Origin of the sequence: Citrobacter sp. Cb004, assembly GCF_030337065.1 — a bacterium.
GTDB lineage: Bacteria > Pseudomonadota > Gammaproteobacteria > Enterobacterales > Enterobacteriaceae > Citrobacter > Citrobacter braakii.
The window spans coordinates 1-23,863 of sequence record NZ_JAOWCH010000070.1 but is presented as its reverse complement, the minus strand read 5'-3'; the positions used below and the strand labels follow the sequence as shown (position 1 = coordinate 23,863).

The 23,863-nt window shown below is 51.5% G+C and carries 25 protein-coding genes, 2 pseudogenes and 1 riboswitch; of the genes and pseudogenes, 15 read left to right on the top strand and 12 right to left on the bottom strand.

Annotation, left to right across the window (positions count from 1 at the left end; genetic code table 11):
* The first annotated feature begins 180 nt into the window (after positions 1–180).
* Genes osmF through OGV65_RS21455 form a run of 4 tightly spaced genes read left to right on the top strand, consistent with a single transcriptional unit; the run spans position 181 to position 3,935 of the window.
* Positions 181–1,098 (top strand): glycine betaine ABC transporter substrate-binding protein OsmF, encoded by a 918-nt coding sequence (gene osmF, locus OGV65_RS21470; RefSeq protein ID WP_016153696.1) that lies wholly within the window; start codon positions 181–183, stop codon positions 1,096–1,098.
* A 15-nt stretch (positions 1,099–1,113) separates the two neighbouring features.
* Positions 1,114–2,280: an ABC transporter permease gene (locus tag OGV65_RS21465; RefSeq protein ID WP_065554172.1), complete on the top strand. Its 1,167-nt coding sequence runs from the start codon at positions 1,114–1,116 to the stop codon at positions 2,278–2,280.
* On the top strand, positions 2,273–3,220 hold the full coding sequence (locus OGV65_RS21460; protein ID WP_016153694.1) for an ABC transporter ATP-binding protein: 948 nt from the start codon (positions 2,273–2,275) through the stop codon (positions 3,218–3,220). Before OGV65_RS21465 ends, OGV65_RS21460 begins: the two co-directional genes overlap by 8 nt.
* Positions 3,204–3,935 carry an ABC transporter permease gene (locus OGV65_RS21455; protein WP_049281973.1) on the top strand — a complete coding sequence of 244 codons (732 nt, stop codon included), beginning with the start codon at positions 3,204–3,206 and terminating at the stop codon, positions 3,933–3,935. Before OGV65_RS21460 ends, OGV65_RS21455 begins: the two co-directional genes overlap by 17 nt.
* Here the strand turns inward: OGV65_RS21455 and OGV65_RS21450 are convergent.
* Both OGV65_RS21450 and mlrA read right to left on the bottom strand, forming a co-directional pair.
* Positions 3,916–4,023, bottom strand: coding sequence for a protein YohO (locus tag OGV65_RS21450; protein ID WP_003027354.1), 108 nt, complete (start codon positions 4,021–4,023; stop codon positions 3,916–3,918). The genes OGV65_RS21455 and OGV65_RS21450 overlap by 20 nt on opposite strands.
* A gap of 74 nt (positions 4,024–4,097) precedes the next feature.
* Positions 4,098–4,829 carry an HTH-type transcriptional regulator MlrA gene (mlrA, locus tag OGV65_RS21445; protein ID WP_016153692.1) on the bottom strand — a complete coding sequence of 244 codons (732 nt, stop codon included), beginning with the start codon at positions 4,827–4,829 and terminating at the stop codon, positions 4,098–4,100.
* A 225-nt stretch (positions 4,830–5,054) separates the two neighbouring features.
* On the opposite strand from mlrA, the gene OGV65_RS21440 reads away from it, so the two are divergent.
* Genes OGV65_RS21440 through OGV65_RS21430 form a run of 3 tightly spaced genes read left to right on the top strand, consistent with a single transcriptional unit; the run spans position 5,055 to position 7,973 of the window.
* A complete protein-coding gene (locus OGV65_RS21440) occupies positions 5,055–6,740 on the top strand; it encodes a sensor histidine kinase (RefSeq protein WP_016153691.1) in 1,686 nt (561 codons plus the stop codon).
* Positions 6,737–7,456 (top strand): two-component system response regulator BtsR, encoded by a 720-nt coding sequence (gene btsR / locus OGV65_RS21435; protein WP_016153690.1) that lies wholly within the window; start codon positions 6,737–6,739, stop codon positions 7,454–7,456. Before OGV65_RS21440 ends, btsR begins: the two co-directional genes overlap by 4 nt.
* 46 nt (positions 7,457–7,502) lie before the next feature.
* Positions 7,503–7,973, top strand: coding sequence for a YehS family protein (locus tag OGV65_RS21430; RefSeq protein WP_016153689.1), 471 nt, complete (start codon positions 7,503–7,505; stop codon positions 7,971–7,973).
* A gap of 42 nt (positions 7,974–8,015) precedes the next feature.
* Here OGV65_RS21430 and OGV65_RS21425 read toward each other — a convergent pair whose 3' ends face one another.
* Both OGV65_RS21425 and metG read right to left on the bottom strand, forming a co-directional pair.
* The gene (locus tag OGV65_RS21425) at positions 8,016–8,474 is read right to left on the bottom strand and encodes a YehR family lipoprotein (protein ID WP_200051541.1); all 459 of its coding nucleotides are present in this window, start codon (positions 8,472–8,474) and stop codon (positions 8,016–8,018) included.
* 211 nt (positions 8,475–8,685) lie between these two features.
* Positions 8,686–10,719 (bottom strand): methionine--tRNA ligase, encoded by a 2,034-nt coding sequence (gene metG / locus OGV65_RS21420; RefSeq protein ID WP_047501004.1) that lies wholly within the window; start codon positions 10,717–10,719, stop codon positions 8,686–8,688.
* Between the two features lie 164 nt (positions 10,720–10,883).
* On the opposite strand from metG, the gene apbC reads away from it, so the two are divergent.
* The 3 genes and pseudogenes from apbC to OGV65_RS21405 all read left to right on the top strand — a co-directional run.
* Entirely contained in the window at positions 10,884–11,993 is a 1,110-nt protein-coding gene (gene apbC, locus OGV65_RS21415; RefSeq protein ID WP_200051540.1) for an iron-sulfur cluster carrier protein ApbC, read from the top strand.
* Positions 11,994–12,220: 227 nt separating this feature from the next.
* The gene (locus tag OGV65_RS25450) at positions 12,221–12,418 is read left to right on the top strand and encodes a DUF2574 family protein (protein ID WP_370916391.1); all 198 of its coding nucleotides are present in this window, start codon (positions 12,221–12,223) and stop codon (positions 12,416–12,418) included.
* Between the two features lie 54 nt (positions 12,419–12,472).
* Positions 12,473–12,931: pseudogene (locus OGV65_RS21405) on the top strand (fimbrial protein); the annotation flags it as partial.
* Positions 12,932–12,984: 53 nt separating this feature from the next.
* Here OGV65_RS21405 and OGV65_RS21400 read toward each other — a convergent pair.
* Positions 12,985–13,317 (bottom strand): RcnB family protein, encoded by a 333-nt coding sequence (locus tag OGV65_RS21400; RefSeq protein ID WP_019077205.1) that lies wholly within the window; start codon positions 13,315–13,317, stop codon positions 12,985–12,987.
* A gap of 140 nt (positions 13,318–13,457) precedes the next feature.
* Here OGV65_RS21400 and OGV65_RS21395 point away from each other — a divergent pair.
* Positions 13,458–13,662: pseudogene (locus OGV65_RS21395) on the top strand (IS3 family transposase); the annotation flags it as partial.
* A gap of 353 nt (positions 13,663–14,015) precedes the next feature.
* On the opposite strand, the gene OGV65_RS21390 reads toward OGV65_RS21395, so the two are convergent.
* The 3 genes from OGV65_RS21390 to OGV65_RS21385 all read right to left on the bottom strand — a co-directional run bounded on the left by OGV65_RS21390 (position 14,016) and on the right by OGV65_RS21385 (position 15,209).
* A complete protein-coding gene (locus OGV65_RS21390) occupies positions 14,016–14,516 on the bottom strand; it encodes a YrhA family protein (protein WP_047501006.1) in 501 nt (166 codons plus the stop codon).
* 81 nt (positions 14,517–14,597) lie between these two features.
* Entirely contained in the window at positions 14,598–14,906 is a 309-nt protein-coding gene (locus OGV65_RS25555; RefSeq protein ID WP_479415308.1) for a DUF8093 domain-containing protein, read from the bottom strand.
* Between the two features lie 150 nt (positions 14,907–15,056).
* Positions 15,057–15,209, bottom strand: coding sequence for a hypothetical protein (locus OGV65_RS21385; protein WP_153690212.1), 153 nt, complete (start codon positions 15,207–15,209; stop codon positions 15,057–15,059).
* A gap of 152 nt (positions 15,210–15,361) precedes the next feature.
* Positions 15,362–15,458, top strand: a riboswitch (TPP riboswitch).
* Positions 15,459–15,489: 31 nt separating this feature from the next.
* Between OGV65_RS21385 and thiM the strand changes: the two genes are divergently transcribed.
* From thiM to OGV65_RS21370, 3 genes are read left to right on the top strand one after another with little or no spacing between them, the layout of a single operon-like run.
* Entirely contained in the window at positions 15,490–16,278 is a 789-nt protein-coding gene (gene thiM / locus OGV65_RS21380) for a hydroxyethylthiazole kinase (RefSeq protein WP_286455398.1), read from the top strand.
* The gene (gene thiD, locus OGV65_RS21375) at positions 16,275–17,075 is read left to right on the top strand and encodes a bifunctional hydroxymethylpyrimidine kinase/phosphomethylpyrimidine kinase (RefSeq protein WP_286455397.1); all 801 of its coding nucleotides are present in this window, start codon (positions 16,275–16,277) and stop codon (positions 17,073–17,075) included. Before thiM ends, thiD begins: the two co-directional genes overlap by 4 nt.
* A 41-nt stretch (positions 17,076–17,116) precedes the next feature.
* The gene (locus tag OGV65_RS21370) at positions 17,117–17,863 is read left to right on the top strand and encodes a GntR family transcriptional regulator (RefSeq protein ID WP_286455396.1); all 747 of its coding nucleotides are present in this window, start codon (positions 17,117–17,119) and stop codon (positions 17,861–17,863) included.
* On the opposite strand, the gene OGV65_RS21365 is transcribed toward OGV65_RS21370, so the two are convergent.
* From OGV65_RS21365 to OGV65_RS21355, 3 genes are read right to left on the bottom strand one after another with little or no spacing between them, the layout of a single operon-like run.
* Entirely contained in the window at positions 17,837–18,802 is a 966-nt protein-coding gene (locus OGV65_RS21365; RefSeq protein ID WP_200080100.1) for a PfkB family carbohydrate kinase, read from the bottom strand. The two genes, OGV65_RS21370 and OGV65_RS21365, sit on opposite strands and share 27 nt — an antisense overlap.
* On the bottom strand, positions 18,799–19,803 hold the full coding sequence (locus OGV65_RS21360) for an ADP-ribosylglycohydrolase family protein (protein ID WP_286455395.1): 1,005 nt from the start codon (positions 19,801–19,803) through the stop codon (positions 18,799–18,801). Before OGV65_RS21360 ends, OGV65_RS21365 begins: the two co-directional genes overlap by 4 nt.
* The gene (locus OGV65_RS21355; RefSeq protein WP_016153674.1) at positions 19,800–21,077 is read right to left on the bottom strand and encodes a nucleoside permease; all 1,278 of its coding nucleotides are present in this window, start codon (positions 21,075–21,077) and stop codon (positions 19,800–19,802) included. The genes OGV65_RS21360 and OGV65_RS21355 overlap by 4 nt, the downstream gene beginning before the upstream one ends.
* Before the next feature lie 252 nt (positions 21,078–21,329).
* On the opposite strand from OGV65_RS21355, the gene fbaB reads away from it, so the two are divergent.
* Positions 21,330–22,382 (top strand): class I fructose-bisphosphate aldolase, encoded by a 1,053-nt coding sequence (gene fbaB, locus OGV65_RS21350; RefSeq protein WP_016153672.1) that lies wholly within the window; start codon positions 21,330–21,332, stop codon positions 22,380–22,382.
* A gap of 22 nt (positions 22,383–22,404) precedes the next feature.
* On the opposite strand, the gene yegS is transcribed toward fbaB, so the two are convergent.
* Positions 22,405–23,304, bottom strand: coding sequence for a lipid kinase YegS (gene yegS, locus OGV65_RS21345; protein ID WP_046275436.1), 900 nt, complete (start codon positions 23,302–23,304; stop codon positions 22,405–22,407).
* Between the last annotated feature and the right edge of the window lie 559 nt (positions 23,305–23,863).

Genomic DNA, 23,863 nt, shown 5'->3' with positions numbered 1-23,863 from the left:
GCGAAATCGTACCATCCGGTAAACTCACTTTGGGTTTGCCGGATTTTTTTTATTGTATTATCGCCTTACCGCGAGTAACTCGCAGTGTTACTACCCAATTGCCAGGTTAAGGCTTGATTTTTCGACTATGCTTTTTCCTCAAGTCTCTGAAAAGGGCCGTAAAAGAATGAGGAGTGCAGCATGATAATTTCAAAAGTTTGGGTGGGTTCGCTGGCGTTGTTAGCCGCGATCAGCTTGCCCTTACAGGCCGCGTCACCCGTCACGGTCGGTTCAAAAATAGATACCGAAGGGGCGCTGCTCGGCAACATTATTTTGCAGGTGCTCGAAAGTCACGGCGTGAAAACCGTTAATAAAGTACAGCTGGGTACCACTCCGGTGGTGCGTGGGGCAATCACCTCTGGTGAACTGGATATTTATCCGGAATATACCGGCAATGGCGCATTCTTTTTTAAAGATGAGAATGATCCTGCATGGAAAAATGCGCAGGCCGGTTATGACAAAGTGAAAAAGCTGGACGCAGAGCAAAATAAGCTGATCTGGCTAACGCCTGCGCCCGCCAACAACACCTGGACCATTGCGGTTCGCCAGGATGTCGCGCAAAAGAATAAGCTTGAGTCCCTTGCCGATTTAGGCCGTTATCTGAAAGACGGGGGGACGTTCAAACTTGCCGCCTCTGCGGAGTTTATCGAACGGGCTGACGCGCTGCCTGCCTTTGAAAAAGCCTATGATTTCAAACTGAACCAGAATCAGCTGTTGTCGCTGGCGGGGGGGGATACCGCGGTGACGATTAAAGCGGCGGCGCAGCAGACCTCAGGGGTCAATGCAGCGATGGCCTACGGTACCGATGGTCCGGTTGCGGCGCTCGGTCTGCAAACATTAAGCGATCCGCAAGGCGTACAGCCCATTTATGCGCCAGCGCCCGTTGTGCGTGAATCGGTGCTGCAGGACTACCCGCAAATGGCAGAATGGCTACAACCGGTATTTGCCAGCCTGGATGAAAAAACGCTGCAACGGCTGAATGCCAGTATCGCCGTGGAGGGGCTGGATGCGAAAAAAGTCGCAGCAGACTACCTGAAGCAAAAAGGATGGGTGAAGTAACGGAGTTTGCAGCAGGTGGGTGTTTTGTCGAATATTTCAGTAAATCGGGTGCTGTTGCTGCTGGTGTTTCTTACCATCGCGGCGGCAGCGCTTCCTTTCATTAGCTATGCTCCCAATCGCCTGGTTTCCGGTGAAGGGCGTCAACTCTGGGATATCCAACCCGACATGGCGTGGGGATTAGCGGCGGCCTGTGTGCTGCTGTTTCTTCTGTGCTTTGTACCGGGAAAATCCGGCAATATATTGACGCTTATCATTAGCCAACTGTTGGTGATTGCGGCACTGGTCATCGCCGGCACAACGGCAACGTATCTGGCTCAGACGGGTAGCCCGCTGGCCAGAACCAGCCTGGGCAGCGGGTTCTGGTTAGGGCTGGGATTGATGCTGCTGGCAGCTAGTGACGCCATTCGTCGCATCACCGAACGGGCGTCGTGGCGTTGGTTATTGCACGCACAAATATTCATTTTGCCGCTGGTGTTACTGCTCTCCGGTACGTTTAACGATCTTTCTCTGCTTAAAGAATATGCCAATCGCCAGGATGTCTTTAACGACGCGCTGGCGCAGCATCTGACGATTCTGTTCGCTACCGTGGTGCCCGCGCTGCTCATTGGCGTGCCGCTGGGCGTCTGGTGTACTTTTTCTGTCTCCCGTCAGGGGCCAGTATTCGCGGTACTGAACATCATCCAGACTATTCCCTCCGTCGCGCTGTTTGGCCTGTTAATTGCGCCGCTTGCCGGACTGGTGAAGCACTTTCCCTTGCTGGGTTCGCTTGGCGTAGCGGGAACCGGTCTGACGCCTGCGCTTATTGCGTTGGTGCTGTATGCGCTTTTACCGCTGGTTCGCGGCGTAGTGGCTGGATTGAATCAGGTTCCACGCGATGTACTTGAAAGCGCCCGGGCGATGGGGATGAGCGCGCGTCAGCGGTTTATCTCGGTGCAGTTTCCACTGGCGCTGCCGGTCTTCTTGCGCAGTTTGCGAGTGGTGATGGTCCAGACGGTGGGGATGGCGGTGATAGCCGCGCTGATTGGTGCAGGGGGATTTGGCGCGCTGGTCTTTCAGGGATTGCTCAGTAGCGCCGTTGATTTAGTGCTGTTGGGCGTGATCCCGGTCGTTGTGCTGGCTGTGTTGATTGATGCGCTGTTTGATTTAGGGATCGCGCTGCTAAAGGTATCGAATAATGATTGAATTTCGCCATGTCAGTAAAACCTATGGCCAACAAAAAGCTGTCGACGACCTTAACCTGCAGTTAGGAGAGGGCAGCTTTTCGGTATTAATTGGCACGTCAGGTTCGGGCAAGTCTACCACGCTAAAGATGATCAACCGGCTGGTTGAACATGACAGCGGGCAGATCCGTTTCGCCGGGGAGGAGATCCGCAGCCTGCCGGTGCTGGAGTTACGACGGCGCATGGGGTACGCGATTCAGTCTATTGGTTTGTTTCCCCACTGGACCGTCGCGCAGAATATTGCCACCGTACCGCAGCTGCAAAAGTGGTCACGTTCACGTATTGATGACCGAACAGATGAACTAATGGCGCTGCTGGGCCTCGAGGCGAGTTTACGTCACCGTTATCCGCATCAGCTTTCCGGCGGACAACAGCAGCGGGTTGGAGTTGCGCGTGCGTTGGCCGCAGATCCACAGGTGCTACTGATGGATGAGCCTTTTGGCGCGCTGGACCCGGTCACCCGCGGCGCGCTGCAGCAGGAGATGACGCGTATCCATCGTTTATTGGGACGTACCATTGTGCTGGTGACGCATGATATCGACGAGGCGCTGAGACTGGCGGAGCATCTGATTTTGATGGATGCGGGAAAAGTTGTGAAGCAAGGCACGCCGCTGTCGATGCTCACTGCGCCAGCGAATGATTTCGTGCAAACTTTTTTTGGCCGCAGTGAACTGGGCGTAAGGCTGTTGTCGCTGCGTACGGTAGGGGATTTTATCCGTCGCGGCGAACACTCAGACGGCGAGCCGCTGGTGGATGAGATGACGCTACGTGATGCATTGTCGGTGTTCGTGGCGCGTGGCTGCGATGTCTTGCCGGTCGTGACGCCTCAGGGGTTGCCCTGCGGGACGCTTCATTTTCGCGATTTGCTTTCGGAGACGCCGACCCGTGAAACGTCTTGCTGATCCATTGCTATGGCTTGTTGCGCTGTTTCTGATCCTGTTGATGGGGTTGCCTCACAGTCAGGCCCTGTTTAGTTCGCTATTTCCGACGCTGCCGCGTCCCGTATATCAGCAGGAAAGTTTTACGGCGTTGGCGTTGAGCCATTTTGCGTTGGTGGGGATTTCAAGCCTTATTGCCGTCATCATTGGCACCGGAGCGGGAATAGCGGTAACCCGGCCCTGGGGCGCGGAATTCAGGCCGATGGTGGAAACGATTGCCGCCGTGGGGCAGACATTTCCTCCGGTCGCCGTGCTGGCGATCGCCGTACCGGTGATGGGGTTTGGGCTTGAACCCGCGATTATCGCGCTGATTTTGTATGGCGTGTTACCAATCTTGCAGGCAACTCTGGCGGGACTCGGCGGAATTTCTCCCAGCGTGATGGATATCGCCAGCGGAATGGGCATGAGTCAGGGCCAGCGGCTGCGGAAAGTGGAGTTGCCGCTGGCGGCACCGGTTATTCTGGCGGGAATTCGCACGTCGGTGATTATTAATATTGGCACCGCTACGATAGCCTCAACTGTCGGGGCGAACACGCTGGGCACGCCGATTATCATCGGCCTGAGCGGGTTCAATACCGCCTATGTGATTCAGGGGGCGCTGCTGGTCGCGCTGGCTGCGGTGATAGTTGACCGCGGGTTTGAGCGATTAGCGAGCCACCTTACCCGGCACGTAAAATGAATGTGTAGCCTGCCAGCATGACGCCGCCGATACCGCCGATGGCCATCAGCAGGAAGAGGGTAATGACACCGATTTTAGCTGCGCTCATTATGCACTCCTTATGTGAATCTAAGGATTGTACACGTTTGTTAACAGAATATTAAGAGCCGATCCTGGTTGGCTTTAAATACCGAGCGGATAAATATCGTGACCTAACGCGCGCCATTCGTTCAGTTGTTGCTGCTGAGCAGGCGTTTGGCTTTCGCCGCACCAGACCAGTAAGGTTCGGCCTTCAAACAGTTCCGGTCGCAATTGGTTTAGCGAGTGGGCGAGGACGTCAACGCGCCATCCCTGCTGGCTGGCTACCCAACCCTCCAGCCATAAGCGGGTGGTATCATGAATGTTCCAGCCGACAACTAGGGCATCTTTCCCCTGTTTCTTGCGCGCCGAGGCCAGACAAATCGCGATGTAGTTGATGAGGACACCGTCGAGGATCCCCAGTAACGCCTGCAGGATCGGCTGCTGACATTGCAGGCGGCGGCGTAACGGAATGAACAAATGGGTGTTGAGCGTTTGTGCGGGATAATCCTGACCGCGCTCTTTGATCCACATCCTGAGGCTATGCAGATTATTACTTTGCAAATAGCTCAACAGCGTCTCTTGCTGTTCGCGCCAGCCGTTATGCACATCAATGTTCTCATTGCTGAGCAACATTTTTACCTTACTGACCTGAACGCCGTTATTTATCCAGCGTTTTATCTCACGGATCCGGTCAATATCCGCGTCGTTGAACAGGCGATGCCCGCCGTCTGTTCGCTGCGGTTTCAGTAATCCGTAACGCCTCTGCCACGCGCGTAAAGTGACAGGGTTGATATCACAAAGCAAAGCCACTTCACCTATTGTGTAAAGCGCCATCGTCGTCTCACTTATGCTCGCGAGGTCCCAGTTTTACTTTAGACGCTCTTTTGCGAACCAGGTAGTTTTGTCTGTTTTTTGATCAATAAATGGGTGAATTTGTAGTCATGCTCGCGCTTTCGAGTGATCGTTCTCACAAATTCCTTTTTTTTTGCAACACTTCAAAGAAAGTTACGCGCAGCCCATGTATGTTACGCGCTTTTAAGTGATGTGTGGTTGGCAGGTATGTACGAGTTTAATCTGGTGTTGCTGCTGCTTCAGCAGATGTGTGTGTTTCTCGTTATCGCGTGGCTCATGAGCAAAACGCGTTTGTTTATCCCGCTGATGCAGGTCACGATCCGGCTCCCGCACAAGCTGCTTTGCTACGTTACCTTTTCCATTTTCTGCATTTTGGGCACCTATTTCGGGCTGCACATTGATGATTCTATTGCTAATACCCGAGCTATCGGCGCGGTGATGGGTGGGCTGCTTGGCGGCCCGGTGGTCGGCGGTTTGGTCGGTCTAACCGGTGGCTTACATCGTTATTCAATGGGCGGAATGACGGCGCTCAGTTGCATGATTTCGACCATTGTGGAAGGTTTGCTCGGCGGGCTGGTGCACAGCGTGCTCACCCGTCGTGGCCGTACCGATAAAGTCTTTAGCCCACTGACCGCGGGTGCCATTACTTTTGTCGCCGAACTGGTGCAGATGCTGATCATCTTGTTAATCGCCCGGCCGTTTGACGATGCGTTTCGGCTGGTCAGTAATATCGCCGCGCCGATGATGGTGACGAATACCGTGGGCGCAGCCTTATTTATGCGTATTTTGCTCGATAAACGGGCGATGTTTGAAAAATATACCTCTGCTTTTTCCGCCACTGCGCTCAAAGTTGCCGCCTCAACGGAGGGTATTTTGCGCCAGGGGTTTAACGAGGTTAACAGCATGAAGGTCGCTCAGGTGCTGTATGAAGAGCTGGATATCGGTGCTGTGGCAATTACCGACCGCGAGAAGCTGCTGGCATTTACCGGCATTGGTGACGATCACCATCTACCCGGAAAACCTATTTCGTCGTCGTACACCCAACGGGCGATAGAAACCGGAGAGGTGGTGTATGCCGATGGGAATGAAGTCCCTTACCGCTGCTCTTTGCACCCGCAATGCAAATTAGGCTCGACGCTGGTGATCCCTTTGCGGGGGGAAAACCAGCGGGTGATGGGAACCATCAAACTGTATGAAGCCAAAAACCGCCTCTTTAGCTCGATCAACCGCACGCTGGGGGAAGGGATCGCCCAGTTGCTTTCGGCGCAGATTCTGGCCGGGCAGTATGAGCGGCAAAAAGCGATGCTCACGCAGTCGGAAATCAAACTCCTGCATGCACAGGTGAACCCCCATTTTTTGTTTAATGCGCTCAACACCATCAAAGCCGTGATCCGACGTGATAGCGAGCAGGCCAGCCAACTGGTGCAGTATCTGTCGACGTTCTTTCGCAAAAACTTAAAACGTCCGTCGGAGATTGTGACGCTGGCTGATGAAATTGAGCACGTTAACGCCTATCTGCAAATTGAAAAGGCACGATTTCAGTCGCGCCTGCAGGTGACTTTGACGGTGCCAGATGCGCTTTCGTATCAGCAATTACCTGCCTTTACCCTACAACCTATTGTGGAGAATGCCATTAAGCACGGTACCTCTCAGCTACTGGATACCGGCGAAGTGTCGATTACCGCCCGCCGCGAAGGGCAGTATCTGATGCTGGATATTGAAGATAACGCCGGGTTGTATCAGCCAACGTCTGAGGCCAGCGGATTGGGTATGAATCTGGTTGATAAACGACTGCGCGAGCGGTTTGGCGACGATTTTGGCATCAGCGTAGCGTGTGAACCTGACCGCTTTACCCGAATCACTTTACGACTTCCTCTGGAGGAACTGGCATGATCAAAGTGCTGATTGTCGATGACGAACCGTTAGCGCGGGAGAATCTGCGGATCCTGTTGCAGGCGCAAAGCGACATCGAGATCGTCGGCGAATGTTCGAATGCGGTGGAAGCCATCGGCGCGGTACATAAACTGCGTCCGGATGTCCTGTTCCTTGATATTCAGATGCCGCGTATCAGCGGTCTGGAAATGGTTGGCATGCTTGATCCTGAGCATCGTCCGTATATTGTTTTCCTTACTGCGTTTGATGAATATGCGGTGAAAGCTTTTGAAGAACACGCGTTTGATTATCTTCTCAAACCGATTGAAGAGGCGCGACTGGAAAAAACGCTGAGCCGTTTGCGTCAGGAGCGCACAAAACAGGATGTATCGCTACTGCCGGAGAATCAGCAGGCGCTGAAGTTTATTCCGTGCAGCGGCCACAGCCGAATCTATTTGCTGCAAATGGATGACGTGGCGTTTATCAGCAGCCGCATGAGCGGCGTGTATGTGACCAGCAGCGATGGTAAAGAAGGTTTCACCGAACTGACGCTCAGAACGCTGGAAAGCCGTACACCTTTACTGCGCTGCCATCGGCAGTATCTGGTGAATATGGCGCAATTGCGGGAGATCCGTCTGGAAGAAAACGGTCAGGCCGAACTGATTTTACGCAACGGGCTGACAGTTCCGGTAAGTCGCCGTTATCTTAAAAGTCTAAAAGAGGCGATTGGACTGTAAAACTGATACACTGCGCGCCATTGCATCACCGACAGTTGAAGGCTCTATGCTAAGTAACGATATTCTTCGTAGCCTGCGCTACACCCTGAAAGCGAACAATAACGACATGGTGCGTATTCTTGCGCTTGCTGACATGGAATCCACCTCCGCAGGTTTTGATACCTGGATGACAAAAGAAGATGAAGCCGGGTTTATTCGCTGCCCGGATATCATTCTCTCCGGATTTTTAAACGGTCTGATTTATCATCTGCGTGGTAAAGACGATTCTGCGCCGGAACTGGCGCTTGAGCGTCGTGTTAACAACAATACGGTGCTGAAAAAGCTGCGTATCGCCTTTTCGCTGAAAACCGATGATATTCTGGCCATTATGACCGAGCAGAAGTTTCGTGTGTCGATGCCGGAAATTACCGCCATGATGCGCGCGCCGGACCATAAGAACTATCGCGAATGCGGCGATCAGTTTCTGCGTTATTTCCTGCGGGGTTTGACGTCGCGAGTGCACAAAACGAAAGCGTAAAACGACGCTGGCGACCGCGATGAATTTCGGGTCGCCAGGATGTTATTTCACCTCTTTAAAACCTGCCGATTCCATTACCGTTTGCATTTGCTTCATGCTGATATTTTTATCGGCTTTCTCAGAAAGCTTCATCCCGGAAATTGCCTGTAACGCTTTTATATCGACTTTTTCCATATCGATAGTGACATTTTCCTGCGCGTAGGTATCTGTATAGGTGAGCTTTTCTTCTACGCCTGCAATATTTTGATATTTAGCGCTTAACGCGTCGAATACTTTTGCGGCTTCCTCTTTATTGCTGGCGCCGACAGACGCATAGCTGATTTTACTTTCGGAGCTTTGTTTCAGAACTTTGTCACCTTTATAGGTGTAAGAGACGGTGATATCCGAACCGTTAAGATTGGCATTGAATGTTTTCGTCTCTTCTTTTTCACCACAACCCGCCAGGGAAAAAACCACAACCGATGCCACGGCGAGAGAAACTAATTTTTGTAACGCTGTCATGTAAAACTCCATTTTATGAATATCGAATGCTAAATAATAATTCTAATGAATATGATGGGGCCGGGCGGCCTTAATAGCAGAGCAGTATAGAATAAATCTAATAGCGATGGCTAAGCAGTCCGAAAATGGAGTGGGGGAGTGTGTTTAAGATTAAAGGTAAATCCCTCAGCAAAAAAAAAGCGCTGCAGTTGCAGCGCTCGAGATGTCTGATTTATTTCACCTGTTGGCCAGGTTTTGCGCCTTCGTCCGGGCTTAACAGGAAGATATCTTTCCCGCCAGGACCTGCCGCCATGACCATCCCTTCAGAAATGCCGAAGCGCATCTTACGAGGTGCCAGGTTAGCAACCATAATGGTCTGACGTCCAATCAGGGTCTGCGGATCCGGATAGGCAGAACGAATACCAGAGAAGACGTTACGCTTCTCGCCACCGAGATCCAGCGTCAGACGCAGCAGTTTGTCAGAACCTTCCACAAACTCGGCGTTTTCAATCAATGCCACGCGCAGGTCAACTTTGGCGAAATCGTCAAAGGTAATGGTTTCCTGAATCGGGTCATCCGCCAGCGGGCCGGTTACTGGTGCGGCAGCGGCCTTCACTTCTTCTTTCGACGCTTCCACCAGCGCTTCAACCTGTTTCATGTCGATGCGATTGTAGAGCGCCTTAAAGGTGTTGACCTTGTGACCGAGCAGCGGTTGCTTAATGGCATCCCAGCTCAGCTCGCTGTTCAGGAAAGCTTCTACACGTTCAGCAAGCGTTGGCAGAACCGGTTTCAGGTAAGTCATCAGGACGCGGAACAGGTTGATACCCATGGAGCAGATCGCCTGCAGGTCGGCATCGCGGCCTTCCTGTTTAGCAACGACCCACGGAGCCTGTTCGTCAACGTAGCGGTTTGCCACATCGGCCAGCGCCATGATTTCACGGATAGCTTTACCAAATTCACGGCTTTCCCATGCTTCGCCAATCACCGCAGCAGCGTCAGTGAAGGTTTTATACAACGCCGGGTCGGCCAGTTCAGCAGCCAGTACGCCGTCAAAACGCTTGCTGATAAAGCCTGCGTTACGTGATGCCAGGTTGACTACTTTGTTGACGATATCGGCGTTTACACGCTGAACGAAGTCTTCCAGGTTCAGGTCGATATCATCAATGCGTGAAGAAAGCTTCGCTGTGTAGTAGTAACGCAGGCTGTCGGCGTCAAAGTGCTTCAGCCAGGTGCTGGCCTTAATGAAGGTACCGCGAGATTTGGACATCTTCGCACCGTTTACCGTCACATAACCGTGTACAAACAGGTTGGTCGGCTTACGGAAGTTGCTGCCTTCCAGCATCGCCGGCCAGAACAGGCTATGGAAGTAGACGATGTCTTTACCGATGAAGTGATACAGCTCGGCGTCGGAATCTTTCTTCCAATACTCATCAAAACTGGTCGTGTCGCCGCGCTTATCGCACAGGTTTTTGAACGAACCCATATAGCCAATTGGTGCGTCCAGCCAGACGTAGAAGTACTTGCCTGGCGCATCCGGGATTTCAAAACCGAAGTATGGGGCATCGCGGGAAATATCCCACTGCTGCAGGCCGGATTCGAACCATTCCTGCATTTTGTTGGCGACCTGCTCCTGCAACGCGCCGCTGCGTGTCCAGGCCTGCAGCATCTCGCTGAATGACGGCAGGTCAAAGAAGAAGTGTTCGGAGTCGCGCATTACCGGCGTCGCGCCAGAAACGACGGATTTCGGCTCGATAAGTTCGGTCGGGCTGTAGGTTGCGCCGCAGACTTCACAGTTATCGCCGTACTGATCCGGAGATTTACATTTCGGGCAGGTGCCTTTAACGAAACGGTCCGGCAGGAACATGCCTTTTTCCGGATCGTAAAGCTGGGAGATAGTACGGTTCTTAATAAAACCGTTCTCCTTCAGGCGCGTATAAATCAGCTCAGACAGCTCACGGTTCTCTTCGCTGTGCGTAGAGTGGTAGTTGTCATAGCTGATGTCAAAACCCGCAAAATCAGTCTGATGCTCCTGACTCATTTCACCGATCATCTGCTCTGGCGTGATCCCAAGCTGCTGTGCTTTCAGCATGATTGGCGTACCGTGTGCGTCGTCCGCGCAGATGAAGTTAACCTGGTGGCCGCGCATTCGCTGGTAACGGACCCAGACATCAGCCTGGATGTGCTCCAGCATATGGCCGAGGTGGATAGAGCCGTTGGCGTACGGCAGCGCGCACGTTACCAGAATTTTCTTCGCGACTTGAGTCATAGTGGGCAATTACTTCTTTTGTAGTGAAAAGGGCTTTGATAGTACCAAAATGGTAATTACTGCGCCAAGCGATAAGGGCATTTATCCGTAAATGAATAATTGTTGCGGTTGGAGTAAACTACCTGGTGACTATTGTATTTTCAGAACAACAAAAAGGAGTCGGGATGAACGCACAATCCCAGGCCAAATCACCAGAGACCCTGCGCGCGATGGTTGCCGGGACGCTGGCGAATTTTCAGCATTTAACCCTGAAGCATAATCTGACGACGCTTAAAGCGTTGCATCACGTCGCCTGGATGGATGACACGTTGCACGTTGAGCTGGTCATGCCGTTTGTCTGGCAGAGCGCGTTTGAGGACTTAAAAGAGCAATGTAGCGCCGATCTGCTGCGTATTACTGGTGCGAAAGCGATCGACTGGAAACTGTCGCATAACATTGCGACGCTGAAACGCGTGAAAAACCAGCCGGGCATTAATGGTGTAAAAAACATCATCGCCGTCAGTTCGGGTAAAGGTGGCGTGGGTAAATCCTCTACTGCCGTGAACCTGGCGCTGGCGCTGGCTGCCGAAGGGGCGAAGGTAGGGATTCTGGACGCCGATATTTATGGCCCGTCAATCCCGACGATGCTCGGTGCGGAAAACCAGCGTCCTACCTCTCCAGACGGTACCCACATGGCGCCGATCATGTCTCACGGCCTGGCGACAAACTCTATTGGTTATCTGGTTACTGACGATAATGCGATGGTGTGGCGTGGCCCGATGGCCAGCAAAGCCCTGCTGCAGATGCTGCAAGAAACCTTATGGCCGGATCTTGATTACCTGGTACTGGATATGCCGCCGGGTACGGGTGATATCCAGTTGACGCTGGCGCAAAACATTCCGGTCACGGGGGCGGTTGTGGTGACCACTCCGCAGGACATCGCGCTGATCGATGCGAAAAAAGGCATCGTGATGTTCGAAAAAGTCGAAGTGCCAGTGCTGGGTATTGTTGAGAATATGAGTATGCATATTTGCAGCAACTGCGGTCATCACGAGCCAATCTTCGGCACCGGTGGCGCGCAGAAACTGGCTGAGCAGTATCACACCCAACTGCTGGGACAGATGCCGCTGCATATTTCTCTGCGTGAAGACCTGGATCGTGGTACGCCGACGGTCATCAGCCGTCCTGACAGCGAATTTACCGCCATTTACCGCGACCTGGCAGGACGTGTCGCTGCCCAGCTCTACTGGCAAGGGGAAGTGATTCCGGGTGAAATTGCCTTCCGCGCGGTGTAATTAATAGCGTTAAAAATATTCACTGAATCAATAATGAATTGATTCAGTGAATATATTGGATGAAAAATCTCACTCAATTATTTATCCGGACTGTATAATTCATCTCTTTTTCTGAATAAACGCCCTCAATTCATCATTTAAATTGATCAAATTGGTCGAATTAATCTACAATCTCAATTAGTCTTAGCGAGGCAGTTAATCCATAATCTACTGGAAAGACGGCTTGTGTGCTGTTTCCCAACCGATACAGGAATAATGAACGTAATGAAAAAAAATTATTCTTGGGAGTTATTACTTTGGCTTATGGAATGAGCGCTTCTGCTTTCGCCACAGATACTGCCACCTTGAATATCAATGGTCGGGTAACTGAACCCACCTATAGCGCTGATGCCGGGTGTATATTTCAGATAAAAATGATGGGTTAACGACAATTAATCTAGATATGACATCTGGACCAGCAATGATTTTTCAGTAAGTAGAATTTAAGCTTTACAGTAACGCATAAACCCATCACGTGTCAGTTTTCATTACCCCGATACGAAATTAAAATGCCAGATACCACATTAAATGAGATGCTCACGGTTAATAATACCAAATCGGGTTCCACAAATCTGGTATTGAATTGCGAAAGTATATATAACGTCACCACCAATCCCGTAACTTTTAAGGTGGTGCGCGGTGTCTGGGATGAAAGCGGGAAAATACTAAAAAACACGATAGCGAATGGCGCCAAAGGGGTGGGGTTCCAGATATATAATGGCACCGCGACTTCTCCTCTAAAACAGGGGGATAATCTGATGAACAGAATGACCAAACTGGAAGCAATCAGTAATCAGTACACTTTCCCTATCACTGCGAAATATATTCGCGTGACAGGGGAATCATTACTGCCTGGTGAAGTACAAAGTAAAGTGATATTTGCAGTATCTTATGACTAATTGATTTGCGGGTATTTCACGTACTTTCTTGTTGAAAGTACGTGTTTTTTCTATTAACGATGATAAAAAATCTCGCCGTCGTAGGCTTTAATGATCTTACCGTCAGCATCGTTGATCAGCACGTACGCACCACCCATGTAGGTCCAGTGGGTACCGGCGGTAGGGGCAGGCAGGTTGCGTTGGTTCCATTGCTTAATCGCATATTCGTCAGTACGGTACAGCGGTGGGACCGTGTCACCAGGTTTAAAATGGGTAAAGTCGGCGATGAAACCGCTCAACTCATACTTATCAATTCCGGTGGGAGCAGCTGTTGCGGCCGGCGCGGCCCAGACGACGCTGCTTGCAAGCAGGAGTGCACCCAGCAACATTTTATTCTTCATACCCATCCTCTTTACCTGTTCGGGTCATCAACATCAGTCGTGTATCATTCCTGGCTTATAGGGCATCTGACAAGAACTTTTTTGTGTTCACGCCAGTCATTTCGTAAAAAGTGTAAATGAATGTACAGAATTACGACAATCTCGAGCGCAAGATCCATCACGAACTGCAAGATAGCGAACAACAGTGTGCGATTAATCGGGTCTGGCGGCTGATGAAGTGTCCCGGGAAAAGGCTCAGGTCGGGGACCGAAGCCTATGAGCGCGTAAAGGGGAGGCCAGTATCGTGACGCCAACAGGCTCCAGCGGCAGTTCAATCCGGAAGCACCGGATGAACGTTGGGTAACGGACATATATATAAATTTAACTATACGATTTTAATTTTATCGCAGCGGTAAACGGTTGGATAATTAAAGTCATAAAGTTTAGATTCAGAAAAGTTAAAGATATTTAAAATAATTCGGAGCAGAATATTTTCTAGTGATGAAACAGATATTTCACACTAATTAGATAATGTATTTCATATAAAGGATGGGGGAATTATAAATCGTTTTTAGTGAAGTGCAGTTAATGAAGCACGATCGCTACTGCTAATGAATTGGTTTGCTAACTCACCGAATTCATCTAGATCATTTTTTGTAATTAACAAAATGACTCCTTAGCTAAAAATTAATAAGAAAAAAGGGGCGTTATAGCCCCTCCATAATTTAAGCTACTGTATCTAATATTTCTGATAAGAAATCTGTAAAGTTAGGGAATGATCCAAAGACATTTTCGGTGCCTACATTATCTCTAATTTCAAAAAGGTTTGTTTTACTATCGTAAGTAAATATAGAGATACTATCATTGCCAATCACTAATCGCTCACTTAAATCAGGATTGATGTAATCATCATTATCCCTATAAAAATCATTCATAATAAACAAGTTTCTTACTAATGGCTCTGGTATGGATAGGCTAAATAAGATTAAGCCATCAAATTCAAATCCATCCATTGTTTCTAAAAATGTAACATAATCAGGTTGATTTACTAATAATAAGTAAACTTCATCACCTAGCTTATCAAGTGTTGGACTTAAGATAGAAGTTGATTTTCGCTTATTTATACTCAAAATGTATTGGTCTGTGATAGGCTCTTCTATTGGATAATTCCAGTTGGTCATTTTGCTTTTCAAATCATTCAGGATTTCACTAATATTATTACTCATTTAAATTCCTAATAATTAATTTAGCAGATAAATTGAACCAGTTGGCACAGCCCAAAAATAAAAATGATTCCAGTAATAATTCTAATTACGAGATTTATTAATCCCAATGAACCAGCCTTCATCTATGTTGCGTTGTGTATTGTCATATACCTCATCAGCCATAGCTCGATGCTTCCTCTTATATGGATGAGTATAATAAACAATGTTCCGTTTCCTTTCTGGTATATCATAAATAGAGGGTACTTTTGTATAGTGATACTCTTCTGCGTCTAATTCGTAATAGATTCGTGATTCATCGAAAGCTCTGAAAGGGATCAATATATGCTGAAAATCCTCAGGGGCTAGCTCCCTTCCGGCATCCCATGCCCGGATAAGCCTAAATTCTCTCATGTAAAACCTTCATGAAGTAAAAAGTTTATATTATCATCGGCCGATGCGTGGTCAATTATTTAGATTGTGAATGCTTCAAATGATATTCATTGGTTTCATGGGTGAAATGCAAACTTGGAAATGATTCAGGTTAATTATTTTATTCACTGATTAAAACCCTTCTTTTCTTCTGTCCTTTGAACAGAAACTATAGTTGTGAGTAAAATTTACTTGAATGATTTCTAATGTGAAAGAACCTACGGCTCCTTCAACCGACATAACCACGGTGATGATCTGATGCACAGTAAAACGGGCTTTACGCATAGCGATCTCCTTCGTTGGCAGATTGAGTATGCTGGAAGATATCTCTAGATGTGAATGGCACGATTATGCGGGATGTTTACAGGACGCCGGTCAGGGGCTTGCTTTAGCAAGCTACTTCCTCTACGCTGTTAATATTATTGGAATTTATGTAACTAAATGACTCGGGGTGCCCTTCCTGGTGAAGGCTGAGAAATACCCGTACCACCTGATCTGGATAATGCCAGCGTAGGGAAGTCTGACACTGCTCGTGTCCCTTCTTCGCGCGGGCAGGAGCTGAACCATGCAGCCTGACCTGCACAGCCGCACACTTGCGGCTCACACCTTACACCAATTTAGAACGCTTTCCCCTCTCACACACTGCATGACCAACGAGGTCGTGCAAAGCTTTACGGCCAATACGCTGCTGGCGCTGGGCGCATCACCTGCAATGGTAATCGAGCCTGAGGAAGCCAGTCAGTTCGCGTATATTGCCAGTGCATTACTGATTAATGTCGGCACCTTAACCCGGGAACGGGCTACGGCGATGCGCGCCGCAGTTGAGCGGGCACAACTTGCTAAAACTCCGTGGACGCTCGATCCCGTTGCCGTGGGGGCGCTGGAGTTTCGTCGTCGCTTCTGTCTGGATTTGTTGGCGCTACAGCCTGCGGCTATCCGCGGCAACGCTTCGGAAATACTGGCTCTGGCGGGTATGAACGGCGGGGGACGCGGCGTGGATACGACCGATACGGCAGCCGCTGCGCTTCCCGCAGCGCAGGCACTGGCTCGTCAGGTTGGGACCATTGTTGTGGTTACCGGCGAAATTGACTATGTCACCGATGGTCAGCGTACCGTCTGCGTGAACGGGGGTGATCCGTTGATGACGCGCGTGGTGGGCACCGGATGCGCGCTGTCGGCGGTCGTTGCGGCCAGCTGCGCCCTTCACGGTGACCGGCTTGATAACGTCGCCTCTGCCTGTAGCTGGATGAAACAGGCCGGACAAATAGCCACTCAACAATCAACCGGACCGGGCAGTTTTGTCCCGGCATTTATCGACGCCCTCTATAACCTGAACGCGCGGGAGCAACTATGAAACGGATTAACGCATTAACCATTGCCGGAACCGATCCTAGCGGTGGCGCAGGTATTCAGGCCGATTTAAAAACGTTCTCGGCGCTTGGCGCTTACGGCTGCTCGGTTATCACGGCGTTGTTGGCGCAAAATACGCGCGGGGTGCAGTCGGTGTATCGCATTGAACCTGACTTTGTCGCCGCACAACTGGATTCGGTGTTCAGTGATGTGCGTATCGACACCACTAAAATCGGTATGCTGGCGGAAACGGATATTGTTGAAGCGGTCGCCGAACGCTTGCGTCGCCATCGGGTGCAAAATGTCGTGCTGGATACCGTGATGCTGGCGAAAAGCGGCGATCCGTTGCTGTCTCCTTCGGCGGTTGAAACGCTGCGTACCCATTTGCTGCCGCAGGTTTCGATTATCACCCCAAATTTACCCGAAGCTGCGGCGCTGCTCGGGGCTCCCCATGCGCAGACTGAGCAGGAGATGTTAGAGCAGGGAAGGGCGCTGCGGGCGCTGGGTTGCGAGGCGGTGTTGATGAAAGGCGGTCATCTGGAGGATGCGCAAAGCCCCGACTGGCTCTTTACCCGTGATGGCGAGCAGCGTTTTACCGCGCCAAGGGTGATGACCAAAAATACCCACGGTACTGGCTGTACGCTATCGGCGGCACTGGCGGCGCTGCGTCCGCGCCATGACAACTGGGCACAGACAGTGCAGGAAGCTAAGTTGTGGCTTTCAGCGGCATTGGCGCAGGCCGACACCCTGGAAGTCGGTGAGGGAATTGGTCCGGTGCATCATTTCCACGCGTGGTGGTAATGAGTATACTGGCTGCAGAAACGGCTGCAGGAAAAAGATAAATGGAACAAGCGCATACCCAGCTTATCGCGCAACTGAATGAACGTATTTCCGCGGCAGATAACACGCCGCTGTATATGAAATTTGCGCAAACGGTGAAAAACGCTGTGCGTAGCGGGATTCTAGAGCATGGAAACATCCTGCCCGGCGAGCGCGATCTCAGCCAGTTGACTGGCGTTTCGCGAATTACGGTTCGTAAGGCGATGCAGGCCCTGGAAGAAGAAGGTGTCGTGACGCGCGCCCGCGGTTACGGGACGCAAATCAACAACATCTTCGAGTATTCGCTAAAAGAAGCGCGTGGTTTTTCACAGCAGGTGGTGTTGCGCGGTAAAAAACCAGATACGCTGTGGGTTAACAAGCGGATTGTGCCTTGCCCGGAAGAAGTAGCGCAGCAGCTGGCTGTTGCCACGGGGAGTGACGTCTTCCTGCTCAAGCGCATTCGCTACGTAGATGAAGATGCGGTTTCTATTGAAGAGTCATGGGTTCCTGCCCATCTAATTCATGACGTGGATGCTATCGGCGTTTCACTGTATGACTATTTTCGCAGCCAGCATATTTTCCCGCAGCGCACTCGCTCACGTGTCAGTGCCCGAATGCCTGACCCAGAGTTCCAGGCGCACATTCAAATGGACAGCAAAGTGCCGGTGCTGGTGATCAAGCAGGTAGCGCTTGACCAGCAGCAACGGCCCATTGAATACAGCATCAGCTATTGTCGAAGCGATCTATACGTGTTTGTGTGCGAGGAGTAACGCCTCGCGCGTAGGGGCGCAATCGCCCCCGCGATGCCCTACCACCCAGGACGCCACGGCGTTTCCAAGCAGTACCGCGTCAGCCAGCGACCAGCCAGACGCCAGTCCCGCCAGCATGCCGCCAGCGTGGCTGTCACCAGCGCCAATGGTATCAACGACCGCTGTCGCAAATGCCGGTATGCAACCGGAAGTTTGGGTGCTGAAATACCACGCACCGTCTTTATCGTGGCGTACCACCACCGGTGTGGCAAAACGTTGCACCCATTGTGCGCCAAAACCTTCTACATCCTGGCTTAATGCAAACCGCTCGGCGGCAATTTCCGCCTCCTGCCGATTGAGCGATACCAGTGGACGGCAGGCCATAATTCTTGCCAGTAAGGGCTCGGGAATGTCGCCGATGCGTGGGCCAAAATCGATAAACGGCGTCACTTCCTCCAGCCCTTCCAGCCAATGCACCAGCAACTCACCACACGGAGAGGCTAACTGATAGCCCGAGAGATAAACCAGGCTGTGACGTGGGATCTCCAGCTGTGCCAGCCAGTCAGCGTTCCACTGATTTTCGACGCCACTAAATGACATAAAGGTACGTTCGCCATCCGGCTCGACCAGAGCCAGACACCAGCCGTTATCGCCTGCGGCGTTATCGATCAGGCTGTGCAGTCCCTCTTTTGCCATCCGGTTGCGGATAATATCGGCCCACACCCCCTGACCCAGCGGTAAAGCATTACTGGCGTCGATACCTAACCGCTTGAGTGCTACGGCAATATTGAGCGCACAGCCGCCAACGTTCACCCCTTGCTGTTTGAGTTCAATGTCACATCCGCGCCAGGGAAGGGCATACGCATCGGCAATGACATCAATCACCGCCGCACCCACCACCGTAACGGGTCGCTGTGTGCGTAACTGCGGGAGAAGTTGTTGCAGACGCGTGGTGCTCATAGTGCCTCCCGCTGCTCGCGCAGTCGCATCAATCCACTGGCGTAGCGGATAAAGTCCAGCTGATTTACCGCATCGAGCTCATGTTTCAATGCCGGATTAATCGCACTTACGCCGTGGAGCGCGCCACAAATGGCAGTTGCCATCGCCCCGATGGTGTCGGTATCGCCCCCGAGGTTCGCGCACAGAATGGCGCAGCGGTTAGGATCGGTCTGCGCCAGCTCAACCATAGCGATGGCGCATGGCACGGATTCAATGGTACTGGTTCCGGCCCCTACAACCTGATACAACTGCTCGCAGGCAGACTCAATGCCGTCAGCGTTACGGACAATTTTCAGCGCCAGTTCAAGGCGTGCAGAGAGCGATGCGCTAAAGGTAGTGATCCTTTTTTGCTGCGCATGCCGGGCAATGGCTGGCAGCGCGTCGACAATCTCTGACCATTTTCCGCCGTCGATAGCGCGTGATACCGCCCACGCGATCACCACTGCGCCAGCGATAGCCAAATCCGATTTATGTGTCGGGCTGGAGGCTAATGCCACATCATCGATAAAGGCATCGAGATCGCGCGCGGGGAGCAGGCATCCCAGCGGTGAAACGCGCATTGCCGCTCCGTTGGTAACGCCGTTATTTTCCAGTTCGGCGACAGGTTTGCCGTCGCGAATGGCTTTTAGCGCAATTTTTGAGGTCGGGCCGAGCACGTTTTTATTAAAAGCATCAAAACGTTCGGCCCAGGCCAGAATATTGCGGCCAATAACGTCGGGTACAATCTCTCCGTCGCACTCAAGCAGGGCATCAGCCAGACACAGCGCCATGGAGGTGTCATCAGTGAACTCCGCCTGGTTAAAATAGCAGGCGGCATTATTCTCCGCAGGGCCGGGTAAAAAACGGTCGATCCAACCGAAATGGGCTTTAACCCGGGTTCTTGGCCACAGTTCCGACGGCATACCCATCGCATCCCCTAACGCCTGCCCATAAAGAGCACCGAGAATACGTTCTGCTTTCATTTTACTTCCCCTTGTTTCAACGCTACATCGCGATCGTCCACCTTAATGGCGGTGATTTCTTTATCTGACTCGCGAAAGAAAATCATAAACATTACGGCAATGACGGCGATCATGACCGCGCCAAATCCCCACATGCCAGCCCAGTTAAAGGTAAGACCATTCACCGGTTCCTGATAAGCAAACATTTTTTCCATCATCACGCCGCCCAGACGATAACCGAGCAGGCTACCGAATCCCTGACAGCAGAGGGTGATAAGCCCTTGCGCCGCGGTGCGCATATGTACGGGCGCTTTTTTATCGACATAAATGTAGGCTGTGACGTAGTAGAAGTCGTAACTGACGCCGTGCAGCAGAATGCCGAGAAACAGCAGAGCGTAAGTGAAATATTCTTCCGCGCCGCCGTAAACGAAAAATCCGTAGCGGATAGCCGCAGTAATAAGACCAAGCAGCAATACCTTTTTAATGCCAAAGCGTTTGGTGAAAAACGGTAGCGCCAGCATAAAGAAGATTTCAGAGAACTGGCCCAGCGTCATCCAGCCGGTGGCGTTTTTCATCCCGACTTCTGTCAGATAACCGTTGGCGAAGATGTAATAGAACGCCAGCGGCATCGCGAACAGAAAAGAGCAAAAGAAAAAGACGAGGAAGTTCTTATCCCGCAGCAGGATCAGCGCATCCAGACCCAGCATGACCTTGAAATCCATTTTGCCGGTACTTTTCGGCGGCGTATCCGGTAAAAAGAACGCAAAGACGCCTAACAGAGCGGAGCTTCCGGCAGTGATAAGCAGAGGAATATTGGTAGGGGAGATGTCACTATAGCCAAGCATTTGCGGTAAGAAACCGCAGGCCAAACCAGAGGCGATCCAGCCAATGGTCCCCATCACACGGATGCGCGGGAAATCACGCTCAACGTCACTGACGTTGGCAAAAGCGATACTGTTGGTCAGCGCAATCGTCGGCATATAGGTCAACGAATAGGCCAGTAACAGCGGGAAAAATCCGCTGAAGGTGGTTTGCTGGGCGGCGAAGTACATCAATATAGCGCCGACGAACATCAGCACCGCCAGCACTTTTTGCGCGGAGAAAAAACGGTCAGTGACAGAACCGACCAGGATGGGCGACAGGATCGCAGCAATCGCGGTACAGGCATAGGACCAGCCGATCTCCCCGGCGCTAAAGCCACTTTTACTCAGCCACAGCCACAGCGGTACAAACCAGGCGCCCCAGATAAACCACTCTACAAACATCATGAACGACAGCTTAACTGTAGTTTTCATCTTTAAATCCTTCATGACAGGTAAGGTACGCACTGATAGTACCATTCGATAATACCTTTAAAATACCTTTGAGGTCTAAATTTGACCGCCTTAACATTATTTCTTCCTGAATCGAGCCAGCAGAAGTTGCTGAAAAGTGCGCTAAAGATGGAAAAAAAACGCAGTCGGTACCAGGCTTATTGCTGCCCGCAACAAAGCGGGTCAGGACAATCCACATTCCGGTTTCAAATCGGAACTTACGGGAGCATAGCTATGACTGATATTGCGCAGTTGCTTGGCAAAGATGCCGACAACCTTTTACAGCATCGTTGTATGACCATTCCTTCTGACCAACTTTACCTGCCTGGACATGATTACGTCGATCGCGTGATGGTGGATAACAACCGTCCGCCAGCGGTGCTGCGTAATATGCAAACGCTGTATAACACGGGCCGACTGGCTGGGACAGGTTATCTGTCAATTCTACCGGTGGATCAGGGCGTGGAACACTCCGCGGGGGCATCGTTTGCGGCTAACCCGCTGTACTTTGATCCGAAGAATATTGTGGAACTGGCTATCGAAGCAGGGTGTAACTGCGTGGCATCGACCTATGGCGTGCTGGCTTCCGTCTCCCGTCGCTACGCGCACCGCATTCCGTTTCTTGTAAAAATTAACCACAACGAAACGCTGAGCTACCCCAATACGTTTGACCAGACGCTGTATGCCAGCGTAGAACAGGCATTCAATATGGGCGCGGTTGCGGTAGGGGCAACCATCTATTTCGGTTCAGAGGAGTCCCGTCGCCAGATTGAAGAGATTTCTGCGGCGTTCGAGCGTGCTCATGAACTGGGCATGGTCACCGTGCTGTGGGCGTATCTGCGTAACTCCGCGTTTAAAAAAGATGGCGTGGATTACCATGTTTCCGCCGATCTCACCGGGCAGGCTAACCATCTGGCAGCCACTATCGGGGCGGATATCGTTAAGCAGAAAATGGCGGAAAATAACGGCGGGTATAAAGCAGTCAACTTTGGCTACACCGACGATCGCGTTTACAGCAAGCTGACCAGCGACAACCCAATTGACCTGGTGCGTTATCAACTGGCGAACTGCTATATGGGGCGCGCCGGATTAATTAACTCTGGCGGTGCGGCTGGCGGCGAAACCGATCTGAGCGATGCGGTACGTACGGCAGTGATTAACAAACGTGCTGGCGGCATGGGGCTGATTCTTGGACGAAAAGCATTCAAGAAAACCATGGCTGACGGCGTTAAGCTGATTAACGCCGTGCAGGATGTTTATCTGGACAGCAAAGTCACCATTGCCTGATTCCAGTTGGGGGGGCGTCGTGTTAACGCAGTAGCGGACAACCCGGCGGCAGTCTGCAACGTAGCGCTGCGGGCAGGATTTCAATATGAAATTCTTGTCCGCTAAGCGGTTCGCCATCGAGATTAAACGTAATTTCGTGCGGGGCGCGGATATCAAACCACGATGATGCGCCTTCGATGATGTTAGGGTTGTCTTCGGATTGCGTGAGCGCCGAAAGCAGCCCTGGCAGCAGCTCTTCGCCGGTAAAAATACGCAGTTGCAGCAGACCATCGTTGATCAGCGCCGTTGGGCAAAGCTGTTGCCCACCACCGGCCTGACGGCCATTACCGATACCAATGACCAGCGCCTTACCCTGCCAGTGAAAATCTTCCCCACGAATGTCGCAGATGTCGGGTTTGAGCGTATCCATGCGCATTAATCCGTGAATAAAGTACGATACGCCACCTAATGCGGCCTTGAGTTTTTCTGGCGTCTCGCTGGTGATGCGTGTGCCGAAGCCGCCGGTCGCCATATTGATAAAACAGGTTTTATCATTGACCTGAACCATATCGATATCAGTCGCATTTCCGGCGATAGCCAGTTTTAACGCCTTATCAAGGGCGTCGGGTATGCCTACGCTGGTTGCAAAATCATTCGCCGTTCCCAACGGTAAAATACCGAGCGCCGGGATATTGCCGCCCTGCGACTGGATCAGCGCCGTCGAGACTTCGTTAATTGTGCCGTCGCCGCCGCCGGCAATCACCGTTGCAACGCCTAACTGGCGAGCTTCATCAACGTAGCGTTGGGCGTCGCCTTTTTCCCAGGTAACGCGAACATGGATTTCCACGCCTTCATCGCGTAGCTCTGCAATGACATCACGCAAGGGGAGATTATCAGCACTTTTTCCGTTGAGGATCAGTAAACTGGCAGGAAACGCTATCATCCGTTTGCCTCACTTTTTTTCGTTTTAACAAGTGTACGCCAGGAATGGGTTTATGGCGTAAGAACTGACTGAAAGCGAAGGCGAAGAGATAAAAAAAACCGCAGAATGCGCAATACTGTTCTGTTAAGCATTATGGGGAACATGTGATTCTTGCTCAGGGTTTCGTTCACCTCGGCGGTAGCAATTCTCTGAAGCGCAGATACCCGTGAACGTGCAAGGGAGGCTCACCGCCGCCTCCCTTGCAACCCAGGCTCCCGGCGGGAAAATCGTCGCTGTGCGATTCATTCGTCTTATGCCGTCTGCCTGTCGGGTCGGGGCCGGGCCTGCGTCCCTGCAGGCCGTCCCCTCTGCCCGCATCCCTGCGGGCAGACCCGGTCAGCCGTCAACGCCTCATCGATTTTCAGCCGGACCGGGGTCATCGCTGCAACGCACTGACTTCCAGTTAACTCTGTTTTGCTGTTCAGATAAAAAACGCAGGGGGTCAGGTGTGGGCTGGTCCGGCTGAAAATTGCCGACGTGTTTCCGTAAGGCCGGGAGAACCCGCAGGGATGCGGGTTCA